The following is a 15,275-nucleotide window of genomic DNA, read 5'->3' as shown; positions in this document are numbered from 1 at the left end:
CGACATGCCCAGCAGGATCAGCGGGACACCTTGCCCACCACACCTTCCACCAGCCAGTTCATCTGCAGGATCTGGGCATCCGTCAACGCTTGACCCGCCGAAATGCGCTCCTGCCCCTCGTTGTCGCGCACCGGCGCCTTGCCTGCGCGGAAGGGCTGCAGCTTGCCCGCGCCCACGGCCTTTTGCGCATTGAGCACCTCTTGCTGGACGGCCGCTGGCACGCGGCTCCCAAAGTCGCCCACGCGGATCATGCCCTCGCGCACGCCGCCCCACAGGTTGGCACTTTTCCAGGTGCCGTTTTGCACAGCGCGCACGCGCTCGGTGTAGTAGGCGCCCCACTGGTGCGTCACGGCCACGATCTGGGCGTCCGGCCCGGTCTTGCGCATGTCGGAGTGGTAGGCCACGGCCATCTTGCCGCGCTCTTGCGCAGCCGCCATCACGGCGGTGGAGCCCGTGTGGAACGCGATCACGTCCACGTCCTGGTTGAACAGCGCCATGGCGGCATCCCGCTCCTTGGGTGGATCGAACCATACGTTGAGCCACACCACCTTGACGGTGGCCTGAGGGTTGACCGAGCGCATGCCCAGCGTGAAGGCGTTGATGCCCTGCAGCACTTCCGGAATGGGAAACCCGGCCACGAACCCGGCCACGCCGGTATTGCTCATGCGGCCTGCGGCGATGCCCGCGAGATAGCGCCCCTCGTAATAGCGCGCATTGGCGGCAGCCACATTGGGCGTGGTCTTGTATCCGGTGATGGACTCGAACTTCACTTGCGGATAGTCCTGCGCCACCTTGAGCGTGGGCTCCATGTAGCCAAAGCTGGGCGTGAAAATGATCTGGTGGCCGGTGGCGGCCAGGTCGCGGATCACCCGCTCGGCGTCGGCCCCTTCAGCCACGTTCTCGACAAAGGTGGTCTTCACCTGGTTGCCCAGCGCGGCCTCGACGGCCTTACGGCCTTCGTCGTGCTGGCGCGTCCAGCCTGCCTCGGTGATCGGTGAGACATAGACAAAACCGGCTTTGACCGGCTCCGTCACACTGCCCTTGGCGGGCGTGGTCTGGGAAAAAGCGGGGGAGAAAAAACAGGCGGCCACGAGCGTGGCAGCGAGGTTTTTGTACATGGTGTTCCTCTACATGGCCCTGATGGAATGGAACGGAAGCACCGCAGGACGACGGTGCCACCGGGACGGTCAGACTGTGCGAAAACTACATGGAGCGGTGTTGCAAAGACTGCCGGGTTAAAAAAAACAGGATTCAAGTGTGGGCGTGCGCTGCAGCAGCGCACAGAGCCCCGCCATTCATTTCAATTCAGACGCAGCGCCTGTGGGCCTGCGCCCAGGCGGAAGGCACCCACCACTTCGGCCAGGCGCGAAGCCTGGTCTTTCAGGCTTTCGGCGGCGGCGGTGGACTCTTCCACCAGTGCTGCATTTTGCTGGGTCATCTGGTCCAGCTGGGTCACGGCCACGTTCACCTGGCCAATGCCCTGGCTCTGCTCCGAAGCGGCTGCGCTGATCTCGCCAATGATGTCGGTCACGCGGCGCACGGAGCTTACGATCTCGCCCATGGTGGTGCCGGCGTTCTGCACCAGCGCAGCACCCGACTCGACCTTTTCCACGGACACGCCGATCAGCGTCTTGATTTCCTTGGCCGCCTGGGCCGAGCGCTGGGCCAGCGAGCGCACTTCGCTGGCCACCACGGCAAAGCCACGGCCCTGCTCACCTGCACGGGCGGCTTCCACGGCCGCGTTCAGCGCCAGGATGTTGGTCTGGAACGCAATGCCGTCGATGGTGCCGATGATGTCGGCGATCTTCTTGCTGCTGGTGTTGATCTCGTCCATGGTGGTCACCACCTGGGCCACCACATCACCCCCGCGCTGGGCCACCTGCGCCGCCGACACGGCCAACTGGTTGGCCTGCACGGCAGAATCCGCGCTCTGGCGCACCGTGCTGGTCAGCTCTTCCATGGAGCTGGCAGTCTCCTGCAGGCTGCTGGCCGTCTGCTCGGTGCGTGCGCTCAGGTCCTGGTTGCCGATCGCGATCTGGGTGCTGGCGGTGGAGATGCTGTCCACCACACCCCGCACTTGCTGCAGCGAACGGTGCAGCGCACTGCGCATGGCATCCAGCGCGCGCAGCAGGTGGCCGGTTTCATCGTTGGCGTAGCTCGCCTGGGGAGCCCCCGTCAGGTCCATGTTGGCGATGGTCTCGGCAATGGCCTCAGCCTGGCGCAGCGGGCGCGTGATGCTGGTGGTCAGCAGCCAGGCCAACAAGGCGCCCAGCAGCAGCGACACGCCGGTGCAGATTTGCAGCAGCAGTGTGGTCTGCGCGCGCAGCTCTTCGCTGCGCTTGCCGGCGGCATCCAGCTCGGCGCGCTGGCCGTCCACCATCTGCTGCACGCCTGCCAGATAACTGCGGGAGGTGGGCTCAAAACGCTCGGTGAACACCTTGTTGGCGTTCTCGGCATCGCCCGCCTGCTTGAACTTGCTCACCTCCTCGCGGGCCGCCAAATAGTCCTTGCGCAGGTCACCCACCTTGGCAAAAAGCTGCTTCTTCTCCGGCGTGTCCATCTTGGACTCGATGAACTTCTGCAGCTCATTGGTTTCGCGGATCGACGCCGCCGTGGCAGGCGCAAAGTAGGGGATCAGGCTGGCGTCACTGCTCTTGGCGATGGCTGCAGCGCGCTGCACGCCGGACGTGGTGTGGCGCAGCCAGTCCGAGCCAGCACGTTCGGTCTTGATGTTGTCGTTGACCATGGCGTCGATCTCTCGGCCCAGCTGGCTGAGCTTGACCACAGCCACCACGCTGCTGGCAAAAAACAACGCCAGGATCAGGCCGAGCACCAGCGTGAGGCGCTTGCCAATGGAAATTTGACTGAGAAACATGGAAGGCTCCAAAAAAGGGGGGCAACACGGCACCCGTGCACTCCGCAAAGAAACTGTTCAAGGTCTCAAGGGGCGCAGGGTAAGGGCCATGGTGGTGGATCACCCCGTGGGCCTTGGCCGGACGCAATTCGAACGAATGCTTACTATTTTAAGGGTTTACCCAAATCAGCCCCCTGCCGCACAGGCGACAGGCCCTCCGTGCGGGCTACGCCCACCTCAGTAATCGTGCTCCACACACCGCTCAAACGCCTCCTTGAGCTTGTGCTCCCACACCCGCTTGTCGGCATTGCCTGCAAAGCTGGCTTCAAAGCTGTTGAACGCCAACTGGTAGGCATGTTTGGCCGTGAGGCCCGTGGCCGCAAACACCTGGGTGAAGTTCTCGTTGATGTAGCCGCCAAAGTAGGCCGGGTCGTCGGAGTTGACAGTGGCGGCCAGCCCGGCGTCGAGCAGCTTGCCGAGGTTGTGGTCGGCCAGATTGGGGAACACACACAGCTTCTGGTTGGACAGCGGGCACACCGTGAGCGCAATGCGGTCTTGCGCCAGGCGCTGCATCAGCGCCGCGTCGTGCACGGCCTGCACGCCGTGGTCGATACGCTCGACCTTGAGCACATCGAGCGCGCTCCAGATGTAGGCGGGAGGGCCCTCTTCCCCCGCATGGGCCACCAGGTGCAGGCCCAGTTCGCGGCAGCGGGCGAACACACGGGCAAACTTCTCGGGCGGATGGCCCAGTTCGCTGGAATCGAGCCCTACACCCACGATCTTGTCGAGCAGCGGCATGGCCTGCTCCAGCGTTTCGAACGCAGACTCCTCGCTCAGGTGGCGCAGGAAGCACAGGATCAGCGTGGCGCTGATGCCCAGTTCGGTGCGGGCATCCTGGCAGGCACGGTGCAGGCCGTTGATAACGGTCTCCATGGGCACGCCGCGTGCGGTATGGGTCTGCGGGTCGAAGAAGAGTTCGGCGTGCAGCACGTTGTCGCGCGCCGCGCGGCCCAGGTAGGCGCGCGCCATGTCGTAGAAGTCCTGCTCATGCAGCAGCACGCTGGCGCCCGCGTAGTAGATGTCCAGAAAGCTCTGCAGGTTGGTGAACGCATAGGCGCTGCGCAAGGCGTCCACGCTGGCATAGGGCAGTGTCAGCCCGTTGCGCTGCGCCAGCGCAAAGATCAGCTCAGGCTCCAGCGAGCCCTCGATGTGGATGTGCAGCTCGGCCTTGGGCATGGCACGCAGCAGGCTGGGCAGGCGCTCGGCGGAGATGGGGGGGATCTTGAACATCAGCGGACTCCAAAGGTGATGCCACTCTGGCGCAGAAAGCGGCGGTAAGCAGATGATGCCTTGTCGGCAGCGGTATGCAACTCCGCGCGCAGGTCGAGTGGCAGGCACTGTGGCATCTGCGACTCCAGCACGGGCTGGTCCTGCGTGAAGATGGTGTGCTGGAAGGCCTGCAGCTTCTCGTCCGGCGAATCAAAATCCGCCACCGCCAGCCGGAACCACACCCGGCTGCGCACGGGCGTGACCGGGCAGATGAACAGGGCTATGGACTCGCGCCAGCCCTCCACCGCGGTGGTGCCCGCCTCGGGCACCTTGGTCAGCACGGCTGCATAGGGCGCCGTGACTTCGTAGGTGTATTCGACCTGGGCGGCTGCCGTGGAATGCAGGTTGGACTGCGGTTGCCAGGCCTTGCAGCCCGTGGCCAGCAGGCCTGTGGGCGTGGGCTCCACGCGGTAGTCGTCGATGGCCGTCGCTTCGCGGCTGCCCAGCCAGCCTTCGTGCACAAAGCCGAAATGCGACATGTCCAGAAAATTTTCGATGATGCGCGGCGCGCTGGCCGCCACATCGTAAGGACCGCAGTTGAGCTTGCGCAGGCGGGCGTCCCCTTCCGCCGCAAACACTGGCAGCCCCTGCTCACCCGGTGCGATGCGAACCCAGACCATGCCATAAGCCTCCTGCGTCTCAAAGTGCCTAGCGCAGTGGGTGGCCGGAGGCACAAAGCTGGGCAGTGCGGGCACATGCGTGCACTGCCCGCCGGCCGCAAACTGCCAGCCATGGTAGGGGCACTCCAACTGGCCCTGGGGCGTGACGCGGCCCAGCGACAGGCGGGCGCCCCGGTGCGGGCACTGGTCGGCCAGCGCGTGCACAGCGCCTCCGCTGTCGCGCCACAACACCACGGGTTGTTCCAGCAATTGCACGGCCAGCGGTGCCTGCGCAGCCACGGCCTCTGACAGGGCTACCGGGTGCCACAACGTTGATTCGACCATCGTCCTTGCTCCTGAGAAAAGCTACAGGCTGCAAAAACCGCCTGCAAAACAAAAGGGCCACCCCAGGGCGGCCCTTTGTCACAGCAGCCCGCAAGAGCTGCTGATGAACGCGGTGCGAATTACTTCTTGTCGCCGCCGGGGATCTTGCCTTCCACGCCCTTGACGTAGAAGTTGATGCCGCCCAGGAACTTGTCGTCGGCCACAGCGTCCTTTTCCAGCACGGGCTTGCCGTCCTGACCCATGATGGGGCCCTTCCAGATGCTGAAGCTGCCGTCGGCCAGGCCCTTCTTCACTTCTTCCACCTTGGCCTTGGTTTCGGCAGGCACGTCTTCAGCGATGGAGACGATGTCGATCGCGCCTTCCTTCACGCCCCACCAGCTTTGGCCCGAAGCCCAGGTGCCGTCCAGCACGTCCTTGGTAGCCTTGACGTAGTACGGGCCCCAGTTGATGACAGCCGATGCCAGGTGGGCCTTGGGACCATAGGCAGTCATGTCGCTGTCCCAGCCGAAGGCGCGCTTGCCCTTCTCTTGAGCAGTCTTGAGTACGGCGGGAGAGTCAGTGTTCTGGAACAGGATGTCAGCGCCGCCGTTGATCAGGCTGGTTGCCGCTTCGGTTTCCTTGGGTGGGCTGAACCATTCGTTCACCCACACCACCTTGGTCTTGATCTTGGGGTTGACCGACTGCGCACCCAGCGTGAAGCTGTTGATGTTGCGGATCACTTCAGGAATCGGCACCGAGCCCACCACGCCCAGCGTGTTGGACTTGGTCATGGCGCCAGCGATGATGCCAGCCATGTACGCGCCTTCGTAGGTGCGGCTGTCGTAGGTGCGCAGGTTCTCGGCCGTCTTGTAGCCGGTGGCGTGCTCGAACTTCACGCCCTTGTTGTCTTCCGCCACCTTGAGCATGGACTCCATGTAGCCGAAGGTGGTGCCGAAGATCAGCTTGTTGCCCTGGCCGGCCAGGTCGCGCAGTACGCGCTCGGCGTCAGCGGACTCGGGCACGCTTTCCACAAAGCTCGTCACGACCTTGTCGCCAAATTCCTTCTCGATGGCCTTGCGACCGTTGTCGTGTGCAAACGACCAGCCGCCGTCGCCCACAGGGCCGACATAGGCAAAAGCGATCTTCAGTGGCTCGGGCTTGGGGGCCGGTGCTTCTGCAGCAGGGGCCGGTGCAGGCGCGGGGGCCGGTGCCGGTTCTTCCTTCTTGCCACAACCCACGAGGGCGGCAGCGGCCACAGCGGAGAGCGCTGCCACCTTGAGCATGGAGCGTTTCTGCAGATCAGTCATGTCGGTTTCCTTATCGAAGAAGTAAGACTTGCAAAGGTTGGGGGACGAAACTATCAATTATGGTGCGATCTACCGCAGGGTAACCAGATTTTCGCGTGCGCAATCCCTATCACGAGCCCGGATAAAACGGTTTGCCCAGCGATGCCGGCATGTTGATGCGAATCCAGGTCGGATTGCGCGAGATCAGCGCCAGCACCACGATGGTGGCCAAATACGGCAGCATGCTCAGCAACTGGCTGGCCACCTGCACGCCCGTGGCCTGCAAATGGAACTGCAGCATGGTCACGCCACCAAACAGATAAGCACCAAGCAACACCCGTGCCGGGCGCCAGGTGGCAAAGGTGGTGAGTGCCAGCGCGATCCAGCCGCGCCCAGCCACCATGCCCTCGACCCACAGCGGGGTGTAGACGGTGGAGATGTAGGCCCCGGCCAGCCCGCACAGGGCACCGCCCACCACCACGGCCGCCAGCCGGATGCGCCGCACCGGGTAGCCCAATGCATGGGCTGACTCAGGCGATTCGCCCACCGACCGCAGCACCAGCCCGGCGCGCGAGCGGTACAGGAACCAGATCAACCCCGCCACCAGCAGCATGGTGAGGTACACCAGCGGGTGCTGGCGGAACAGCGCGGGACCCAGCAGAGGCACATCGACCAACACCGGAATCGCGTACTTGGGCAACTCGGGCAGCTTGGCCTGCACATAGCTGATGCCCGCAAAGGCAGAGAAGCCCACGCCGAAGAGGCTGAGCGCCAACCCCGTGGCGTACTGGTTGGTGTTGAGCCAGATCACCAGCACACCAAAGATGGCGGCCAACACGGCACCGGCCGCCATGCCAGCAGCAAAGCCCAGCCAGGTGTTGCCGGTGTGGACCACCGTGGCAAACCCGGCAATGGCGGCGCAGAGCATCATGCCCTCGGCCCCCAGGTTGACGATGCCCGCCTTCTCGTTGATGAGCAGTCCCAGGGCCGCAATGGCCAGCACGGTGCCCGCACTGAGTGTGGCGCCGATAAGGAGTGCGTAGGATTCCATCAGGCCACCACCTTTCTGGTGCCCACCCAGCGGATGCGGTAGGCAATCAATGTGTCGCAGGCCAGCAGCGTGAACAGCAGCAGGCCCTGGAACACGCCGGTGAGCGACTTGGGCAGGCCCAGGCGCGACTGCGCCAACTCGCCACCGATATAGAACATGCTCATGAGGATGGCCGAGAGAATCATGCCCACAGGGTGCAGCCGCCCCACAAAGGCCACGATGATGGCCGCAAAACCATAGCCCGCTGGCACATAGGGCGTGAGCTGGCCGATGGGCCCAGCCACCTCCAGCGCCCCCGCCAAACCGGCGGCACCACCCGAAATCAGCAATGCCGTCCACAGCGCGCGGCGCGACGAAAAGCCCGCATAACGCGCCGCTGCCGGTGCCAGCCCGCCCACCTGCTGGGCAAAGCCCGCCCGGGTGCGGAACAAAAACACCCACAGCGCCCCGGCACCAGCCAGCGCCAGCAGCAGGCCGATGGACACGCGCGAGCCCTGCATCAGGCGCGGGATCTGCGTGACCTTCTCGAACGTCTTGGTCTGCGGAAAGTTGTAGCCCATCGGGTCCTTCCACGGGCCATAGACCAGGTAACCCAGCACCAGCGTGGCCACATAGACGAGCATCAGGCTCACCAGAATTTCGTTGGCGTTGAACTTGTCGCGCAGCAGCGCTGTGAGCCCCGCCCATGCCATGCCGCCCAGCACCCCGGCGAGCAGGATGGCGGGCACGATCCAGGGGCCCGTGGTCTTGTCGGCCATCAGCGCCACACCGCCCGCCACCACGGCGCCGATCACAAACTGGCCCTCCGCGCCGATGTTCCACACGTTCGAGCGAAAGCACACAGCCAGCCCCAGCGCAATCAACAACAACGGCGTGGCCTTAACCATGAGTTCGCCAATGGCGTACTGGGTCTTGATGGGCTCCCAGAAGAACACCTGCAGCCCACGCACCGGGTCTTTGCCCAGCGCAATGAACAGGGCCACACCGATCAGCACGGTGAAGGCCAGCGCCAGCAGGGGCGAGCCATAGGTCCAGAGCTTGGACGCCTGGGGGCGTGGTTCCAGCTTAAGCATGCTGCACCTCCCCTGCCTTGGCCTGTTGCGCGAGGTGCGCTTGCACATCGGCATGCCACAGCCCGCTCATCCATTCGCCAATGCGTTCCACCGTGGCCTCGGCGCGGGGCACCGAGGGCGACAGATGCCCCTTGGCCACCACATGCAGCCGGTCGCAGATTTCAAACAATTCGTCCAGCTCCTCACTCACCACCAGCACCGCGCAGCCCGCATCGCGCAGCGCCAGGATGGAGCCGCGAATCTGCGCCGCTGCACCCACGTCCACGCCCCAGGTGGGCTGCGAGACGATGAGCAGCTTCGGGTTGGCGTCAATTTCGCGCCCCACGATGAACTTTTGCAGGTTGCCGCCCGACAGCGACTTGGCCGCTGCATTGGGGCCGCCCGCCTTCACATTGAAGCGGGCAATGATGTCCGCTGCATGTTTTTGCAGCGCCCCCACCTGGATCCAGCCACTGCCGCTGACCGAATTGGTGCGGGTGAGCAGCAGGTTGTGCGCCAGGCCCATGGTGGGCACAGCACCCCGGCCCAGGCGCTCTTCGGGCACAAAGTGCAGGCCCAAAGCACGGCGCTGGCCCGGGCCCATGCGGCCCGCGTTCTGGCCCGTCACCTGGATGCTGGCCGGCTCGGCGCGCTGGTCTTCGCCTGACAGCGCGTAGAGCAGCTCTTTTTGCCCATTGCCTGACACGCCGGCAATACCCACCACCTCGCCCGCCTTCACTTCAAACTGCAGGTCAATCAGGTCCACACCAAACTGATCGGCACGCGGCAACGACAGGCCCTGCACCCGCAGCACCGTGGCACCGGTCTGCACCGCGCGGTGCTCCAGCGCAGGCGGCTCGGCGCCGATCATCAGGCGCGACAGGGACGCATTGGATTCCTCGGCCGGGTTGCACACGCCCGTGACCTTGCCACCCCGCAGCACGGTGCAGGCGGTGCACAGCGCACGGATCTCATGCAGCTTGTGGCTGATGTAAAGAATGCTGCAGCCCTCGCTGGCGAGCTTGCGCAGCACCACAAAGAGCTTTTCGACCGCCTGGGGCGTGAGCACCGAGGTGGGCTCGTCCAGGATCAGCACCTTGGGGTTGGTGAGCAGGGCGCGGATGATTTCCACGCGCTGCATCTCGCCCACGCTCAGCGTGTGCACGGGGCGCAGGGGGTCGATGTCGAGGCCGTATTCGGCGGCCTTCGCGGTGATGCGGCTGGTCACTTCGGCCAGCGTCAGGCTCTTGTCCAGGCCCAGCCACACGTTCTCGGCCACCGTGAGGGTGTCGAACAGGCTGAAATGCTGGAACACCATGGCAATGCCCAGGGCCCGCGCTTCTTGCGGGTTGCGCACCTGCACGGCCTGGCCGTTGAAGAACACGCTGCCTTCGTCGGGCTTGACCGAGCCGTAGATGATTTTCATCAGCGTGGACTTGCCCGCGCCGTTTTCGCCCAGCACGGCGTGGATTTCACCCGGCAGCACCGTGAGCGACACGCCGCTGTTGGCCACCACGGCCGGGTAGCGCTTGGTGATGCCCACCAGCTGCAGCCGTGGCGGCGCCGCACCAGGCGCTGAAGGATTGGGGGGAGAACTCATGCGGGGATTGTCTCTCAGTTTTACAACTTGTTATAAGAATGAAAATACCTCATGGCGCTTGTTCAGCATGCCCAAGCAGCTATTCTTTTCGTAGCGAAGCAGCCACGGTTTTCACGCAATCTCGCAGCCAGGCCGCGGCGGCCGAGTGGTGCGTGCGGGCATGCCACAGCTGGTAATACATGAGCCGGGGAAACGGCACCGGGCACGGCAGGATGGCCAGCGGCAGCTGGTCCACATACCGCTCGCAATACTGGCGGCCCGTGGTCAGCACAAGCAAGCTCGATGCCACGATGCTGGGGATGAGGCTGAAATGCGCGCAGCGCGCCGTGATGTGGCGCTGCATGCCCAGGCTGTCCAGGTGGGCGTCGATCACGCCCCGCGCGCCAGGGTGGGTGGGCGTGGGCGCGATGTGCTCGGCGGCCAGCCAGCTCTCCACATCCCAGCCGCGCCGCACGGCAGGGTGGTCCTTGCCGACCAGGCACACCACCTCGTCACCAAACAGGCGGCCCATGTGCAGGTCGTCGGGCGGCTGGGGCCAGTTGCCGATCACCACGTCCACATCGCCCTGGGCCAGGTGCGCGTGGTAGTGCGCGTCGGCCGACAGGGGCAGGATCTCGATGGGACACAAAGGCGCCTCGACCTTGATGCGGGCCACGAGCTGTGGCAGGAACAGCGGGTCGAGGTAGTCGCTGGCCGCCACGCGGAAGGTGCGGGTGGCCGTGCGCGGGTCAAACCCACGCGCATCCGAAAACAGGGCCTCCGCCGCACGCAGGATGGCCCCGGCGGGCTCCACCATGCGCAGCGCGGCATCGGTGGGCATCATGCTGGCGCCGGAGCGCACCAGCAGCGGGTCGCCCGAAAGGTCGCGCAGCCGCTTGAGCGCAGCCGACACCGCCGGCTGGTGCATGCCCAGGCGGACGGCGGCCCTCGATACGCTGCGTTCTGTGAGCACGGTGTGCAAGACCCTTATGAGATGGAGGTCTATCTTGTCGAAAAGGGCGTGGTCTCTCATAGCGGTGTGGGCATGGGTGCCATAAGCTTGCGCATATGCCGGTAACGGTACTGCGTTCTACCCTCTGCTGAACCTTTCCATCCAAGATCGAAGTGGCGTTTGTCATGACAACAAGACCCTTGCAATTCCTGCGCCGAGGCCAGCCCGTGGCGCTGGGCAATGTACCACCCGACCGCACCCTGCTGGAGGTGCTGCGCGAAGACCTGGGCTGCACCGGCACCAAGGAAGGCTGTGGCGAAGGCGACTGCGGCGCCTGCACCGTGGTGCTCGGCGAAGAACGCGATGGCCAGCTGCACTACAGCGCCGTGAACAGCTGCGTCCGCCTGGCCCATTCGGTGGATGGCATGGCACTGTGGACGGTGGAAGACCTGGCGGAAGATCCGCTGATCCAGCCCGTGGGCGACACAGCGCCCGCTGCACAGCAAACCATCACGCTCCATCCCGCACAGGAGGCGATGGTCCAGTGCCACGGCTCTCAATGCGGGTTCTGTACTCCCGGCTTCGTGATGAGCCTCTTCGGCATGTACCAGAACCATGTCTGCCACGGCCAGCCCATCACCCGCGAGCTGGCGCAGGAAGAACTCTCGGGCAACCTGTGCCGCTGCACCGGCTACCGCCCCATCCTTGATGCCGCCCAGCAGATGGCATCGCTGCCCGGCATGGCGGTCAACGAGGCCGAAGTGCTACAAAAACTGAAGCTGCTTCGGCATGGTGCACTAGCGCATGCGGCCGATTCGGCCTATATCGCACCCTCCACACTCCCGGAGCTGCTCGCAGCCCGCGCCGCCCACCCGGGCGCCCAGGTGGTGGCGGGCTGTACCGATGTGGGGCTGTGGGTGACCAAGCAGCACAAGCAGTACACCCAGGTGCTGGACGTGACCCGCGCGGCCGAGCTGCGGCAGGTGGTGCAACACCCTGACGCCATCCACATCGGTGCCGCCGTCACGCTAACCGACGCGTTTGCGGCCCTCACTGCACAGTGGCCGCAGCTGCACCGATTTGCCACGCGGTTTGCGGGGCTGCCGGTGCGCAACTCGGGCACGCTGGGCGGCAACGTGGCCAACGGCTCGCCCATTGGCGACTCCATGCCCCTCTTGATCGCCCTGCGCGCCCAGGTGGTGCTGGCCAGCCAGGCCCGGGGCGAGCGCCAGCTGCCGCTGGAAGACCTGTACACCGGCTACCGGCAGAACGTGATGGCCGCAGACGAGCTGCTGGTGCGCATTGTGGTGCCCCGCCCCTCGGCGCAAGAACAGCTGCGCGCCTACAAGATTTCGAAACGCTTTGACGACGATATTTCTGCCGTGTGCCTGGTGCTCAACCTCGACATCGCGGACGGCACGGTGCAACGCGCCAGCATTGGCGCAGGCGGCGTGGCCGCCACACCGGCCCGCGCGCGGCAGACCGAGGCAGCACTGACCGGCCAGCCCTGGACCGAGGCCACCGCGCAGCGCGCCGCTGCGGTGCTGCAGGCCGAGTTCAGCCCCATCTCCGACATGCGCGCCAGTGGCGCCTACCGCCGCCAGGTGCTGGGCAGCCTGCTGCAGCGCTACTGGCTGGAGACCCAGGGCCAGCCCTCGGTCAGCCTGGACACTTTGACACTGGAGGCCGCCGTATGAACGCCCCCCACACCATCGCCGAAACCGCCCTGCCCGCACCCGCCCGCGCCGCCATGGGCCAGTCGCACATCCACGAAAGCGCCCGCGCCCAGGTGGCGGGCGCCGCGCACTACATCGACGACCTGCCGGAGGTGAAGGGCACGCTGTATGCCGCGCCCATCCTCTCGACCGTGGCCCACGGCACCCTGAACAGTGTGGATGCCACCGCCGCACTGGCCCTGCCCGGCGTGCGTGGTGTGGTGCTGGCAGCCGACGTGCCGGGCGACAAGATCCTCGCCGCGTTCGGACACGACGAGCCCGTATTCGCACTGGACAGCGTGCAGTTTGTCGGCCAGGTGATCGGCCTGGTGGTGGCCGACTCGGTCATGCAGGCGCGCCGCGCGGTGCGGGCCGTGAAGCTCGACATCACCCCCCTGCCCGCCGTGCTGACGGTTCAGGACGCACTGAAGGCACAAAGCTATGTGCTGCCGCCGGTGTTTGTGCGCCGGGGCGATGCGACCACGGGCCTCGCGCAATCGGCGCACCGCATGCAGGGAGCGTTTGAAGTCGGCGGCCAGGAACATTTCTACCTGGAGGGCCAGATCGCCTACGCCATGCCACTGGAGCAAAAGCAGTGGTGGATCTACTCCAGCACGCAGCACCCCGGTGAGGTGCAGCACTGGGTGGCGCACGCGCTGGGCATCGACAACCACGCGGTCAAGGTGGAATGCCGCCGCATGGGCGGCGGCTTTGGCGGCAAGGAGACGCAGGCCGGGCACCTGGCCGTGTGGGCCGCCGTGGCCGCCAACAAGCTGGGCCGCCCCATCAAGCTGCGGCTGGACCGGGACGAGGACTTCATGGTCACCGGCAAGCGCCACCCGTTTGCGTACGAGTACGACGTGGGCTTTGACGGCACCGGCCGCATCACGGGCCTGAAGCTGCAGATGGCCGCCAACTGCGGCTTCAGCGCCGACCTGTCGGGCCCCGTGGCCGACCGCGCGGTGTTCCACGCCGACAACGCGTATTACCTGAGCGATGTCGAGATCGCGTCGTACCGCTGCAAGACCAACACCCAGAGCCACACCGCCTTCCGCGGCTTTGGCGGCCCGCAGGGCGTGATCGTGATCGAGGCGATCCTGGGCGACATCGCCCGCGCGCTGGGCCGCGATGCGCAGGACGTGCGCCTGGCCAACCTCTATGGCAAGGACGCGAGCAGTGGCCGCCACGTGACGCACTACCAGATGGCGGTGGAAGACAACATCCTGCACGAACTGCTGCCCACGCTGGAGCAGACCTCGCACTACCGCCAGCGCCAGGCCGAGATTGCGGACTGGAACGCGCGCAATGCGGTCATCAAGCGCGGCCTGGCCATCACGCCCGTCAAGTTCGGCATCAGCTTCACCGCCACGCTGTTCAACCAGGCGGGCGCGCTGGTGCATGTGTACACCGACGGCAGCGTGCAGGTGAACCACGGCGGCACCGAAATGGGCCAGGGCCTGCACACCAAGGTGGCGCAGATCGTGGCCGACGAGCTGGGCGTGCCGCTGCACCGCGTGCTGGTGACCGCCAGCGACACCAGCAAGGTGCCCAACGCCAGCGCCACCGCCGCCAGCAGCGGCACCGACCTGAACGGCCGCGCCGCCCAGTACGCTGCGCGCAACGTGCGCGACAACCTGGCCTCGTTCGTTTGCGGCCTGGACGGCTGCGGCGCAGGCGCGATCCGGTTTGCGGGCGGCCAGGTGATATCGCCCAAGACGGTGCGCAGTTTTGAAGAGGTGGTGCAGGCCGCGTACGCCAACCGCATCCAGCTGTGGAGCGACGGCTTTTACCGCACGCCCAAGATCCACTACGACAAGACGACCCTCACGGGCCGGCCGTTCTATTACTTTGCCTACGGCGCCGCCTGCACCGAGGTGGCCATCGACACCCTCACCGGCGAGAGCCGCGTGCTGAAGGTGGACATCCTGCACGACGTGGGCCACAGCATCAACCCGGCCATCGACGTGGGCCAGATCGAGGGCGGCTTCGTGCAGGGCATGGGCTGGCTGACGACCGAGCAGTTGGTGTGGAACGACAAGGGTTATCTGGCCACCCACGCGCCGAGCACGTACAAGATCCCGGCCACCGGCGACATCCCGGCGCACTTCAACGTCCACCTGTGGCCCGAGGCGAATCGGGAGGACAACGTGGGTGGCAGCAAGGCGGTGGGTGAGCCGCCGTTCATGCTGGCGATCAGTGTGTATGAGGCGCTGCGCAATGCGGTGGCGGCGGGGCGTAGCGGGGTGGATGCGGCGGCGCCAGTGGTGCTGACAGCGCCGGCGACTGCGGAGAATGTGCTCAGGGCGTTGGGGCGGGTGGGAGAGTGATGTTTTGGGCTGCTGGCGCTGAAGGGATATGCGCTGGTAGCTATTGATTTTGCAGTGTTTGGTGGGATGGCTGATTGGGCCGCATGCCTTGGTTGAGGGCGGAGGCCGGGAGTCGCCCGGCAGGCGAGTCCCTTTCTTTCGCGTCGCCGAAAGAAAGGAACCAAAGAAAGGGCGACCCCACTGTCTGCGTCCCCGCCGCTGCGCGTC

General features: G+C 65.5%; 11 protein-coding genes. 2 read left to right on the top strand and 9 right to left on the bottom strand.

All coding sequences use genetic code 11. The features are described from left to right. Positions 1–17: 17 nt before the first annotated feature. The 9 genes from ACODSU_RS06535 to ACODSU_RS06495 all read right to left on the bottom strand — a co-directional run bounded on the left by ACODSU_RS06535 (position 18) and on the right by ACODSU_RS06495 (position 11,107). On the bottom strand, positions 18–1,118 hold the full coding sequence (locus ACODSU_RS06535; protein ID WP_488840957.1) for a BMP family ABC transporter substrate-binding protein: 1,101 nt from the start codon (positions 1,116–1,118) through the stop codon (positions 18–20). A gap of 182 nt (positions 1,119–1,300) precedes the next feature. Then, a complete protein-coding gene (locus ACODSU_RS06530; RefSeq protein WP_110959525.1) occupies positions 1,301–2,875 on the bottom strand; it encodes a methyl-accepting chemotaxis protein in 1,575 nt (524 codons plus the stop codon). 216 nt (positions 2,876–3,091) lie between these two features. After that, positions 3,092–4,144, bottom strand: coding sequence for an adenosine deaminase (locus tag ACODSU_RS06525; protein WP_488840955.1), 1,053 nt, complete (start codon positions 4,142–4,144; stop codon positions 3,092–3,094). Then, on the bottom strand, positions 4,144–5,127 hold the full coding sequence (locus ACODSU_RS06520) for an aromatic ring-hydroxylating dioxygenase subunit alpha (RefSeq protein WP_488840953.1): 984 nt from the start codon (positions 5,125–5,127) through the stop codon (positions 4,144–4,146). Before ACODSU_RS06520 ends, ACODSU_RS06525 begins: the two co-directional genes overlap by 1 nt. A gap of 119 nt (positions 5,128–5,246) precedes the next feature. Further along, on the bottom strand, positions 5,247–6,413 hold the full coding sequence (locus ACODSU_RS06515) for a BMP family ABC transporter substrate-binding protein (RefSeq protein ID WP_015012885.1): 1,167 nt from the start codon (positions 6,411–6,413) through the stop codon (positions 5,247–5,249). A 109-nt stretch (positions 6,414–6,522) separates the two neighbouring features. Next, positions 6,523–7,443 carry an ABC transporter permease gene (locus ACODSU_RS06510; protein WP_488840951.1) on the bottom strand — a complete coding sequence of 307 codons (921 nt, stop codon included), beginning with the start codon at positions 7,441–7,443 and terminating at the stop codon, positions 6,523–6,525. Beyond that, on the bottom strand, positions 7,443–8,516 hold the full coding sequence (locus tag ACODSU_RS06505) for an ABC transporter permease (protein ID WP_209817332.1): 1,074 nt from the start codon (positions 8,514–8,516) through the stop codon (positions 7,443–7,445). Before ACODSU_RS06505 ends, ACODSU_RS06510 begins: the two co-directional genes overlap by 1 nt. Beyond that, entirely contained in the window at positions 8,509–10,095 is a 1,587-nt protein-coding gene (locus ACODSU_RS06500; RefSeq protein ID WP_488840949.1) for an ABC transporter ATP-binding protein, read from the bottom strand. Before ACODSU_RS06500 ends, ACODSU_RS06505 begins: the two co-directional genes overlap by 8 nt. 79 nt (positions 10,096–10,174) lie before the next feature. Next, positions 10,175–11,107, bottom strand: a complete 933-nt coding sequence (locus tag ACODSU_RS06495; RefSeq protein WP_082522392.1) for a LysR family transcriptional regulator — start codon at positions 11,105–11,107, stop codon at positions 10,175–10,177. 104 nt (positions 11,108–11,211) lie between these two features. On the opposite strand from ACODSU_RS06495, the gene xdhA reads away from it, so the two are divergent. Together xdhA and xdhB are read left to right on the top strand one after the other, a co-directional pair. Further along, positions 11,212–12,723 carry a xanthine dehydrogenase small subunit gene (gene xdhA, locus ACODSU_RS06490; RefSeq protein ID WP_488840947.1) on the top strand — a complete coding sequence of 504 codons (1,512 nt, stop codon included), beginning with the start codon at positions 11,212–11,214 and terminating at the stop codon, positions 12,721–12,723. After that, complete coding sequence (gene xdhB, locus ACODSU_RS06485; protein WP_488840945.1) at positions 12,720–15,068, top strand: xanthine dehydrogenase molybdopterin binding subunit; 2,349 nt, start codon at positions 12,720–12,722, stop codon at positions 15,066–15,068. The genes xdhA and xdhB overlap by 4 nt, the downstream gene beginning before the upstream one ends. Positions 15,069–15,275: the final 207 nt, after the last annotated feature.

This window comes from Acidovorax sp. FG48, from assembly GCF_057809085.1.
This window is presented reverse-complemented; position numbering and strand designations above follow the sequence as displayed.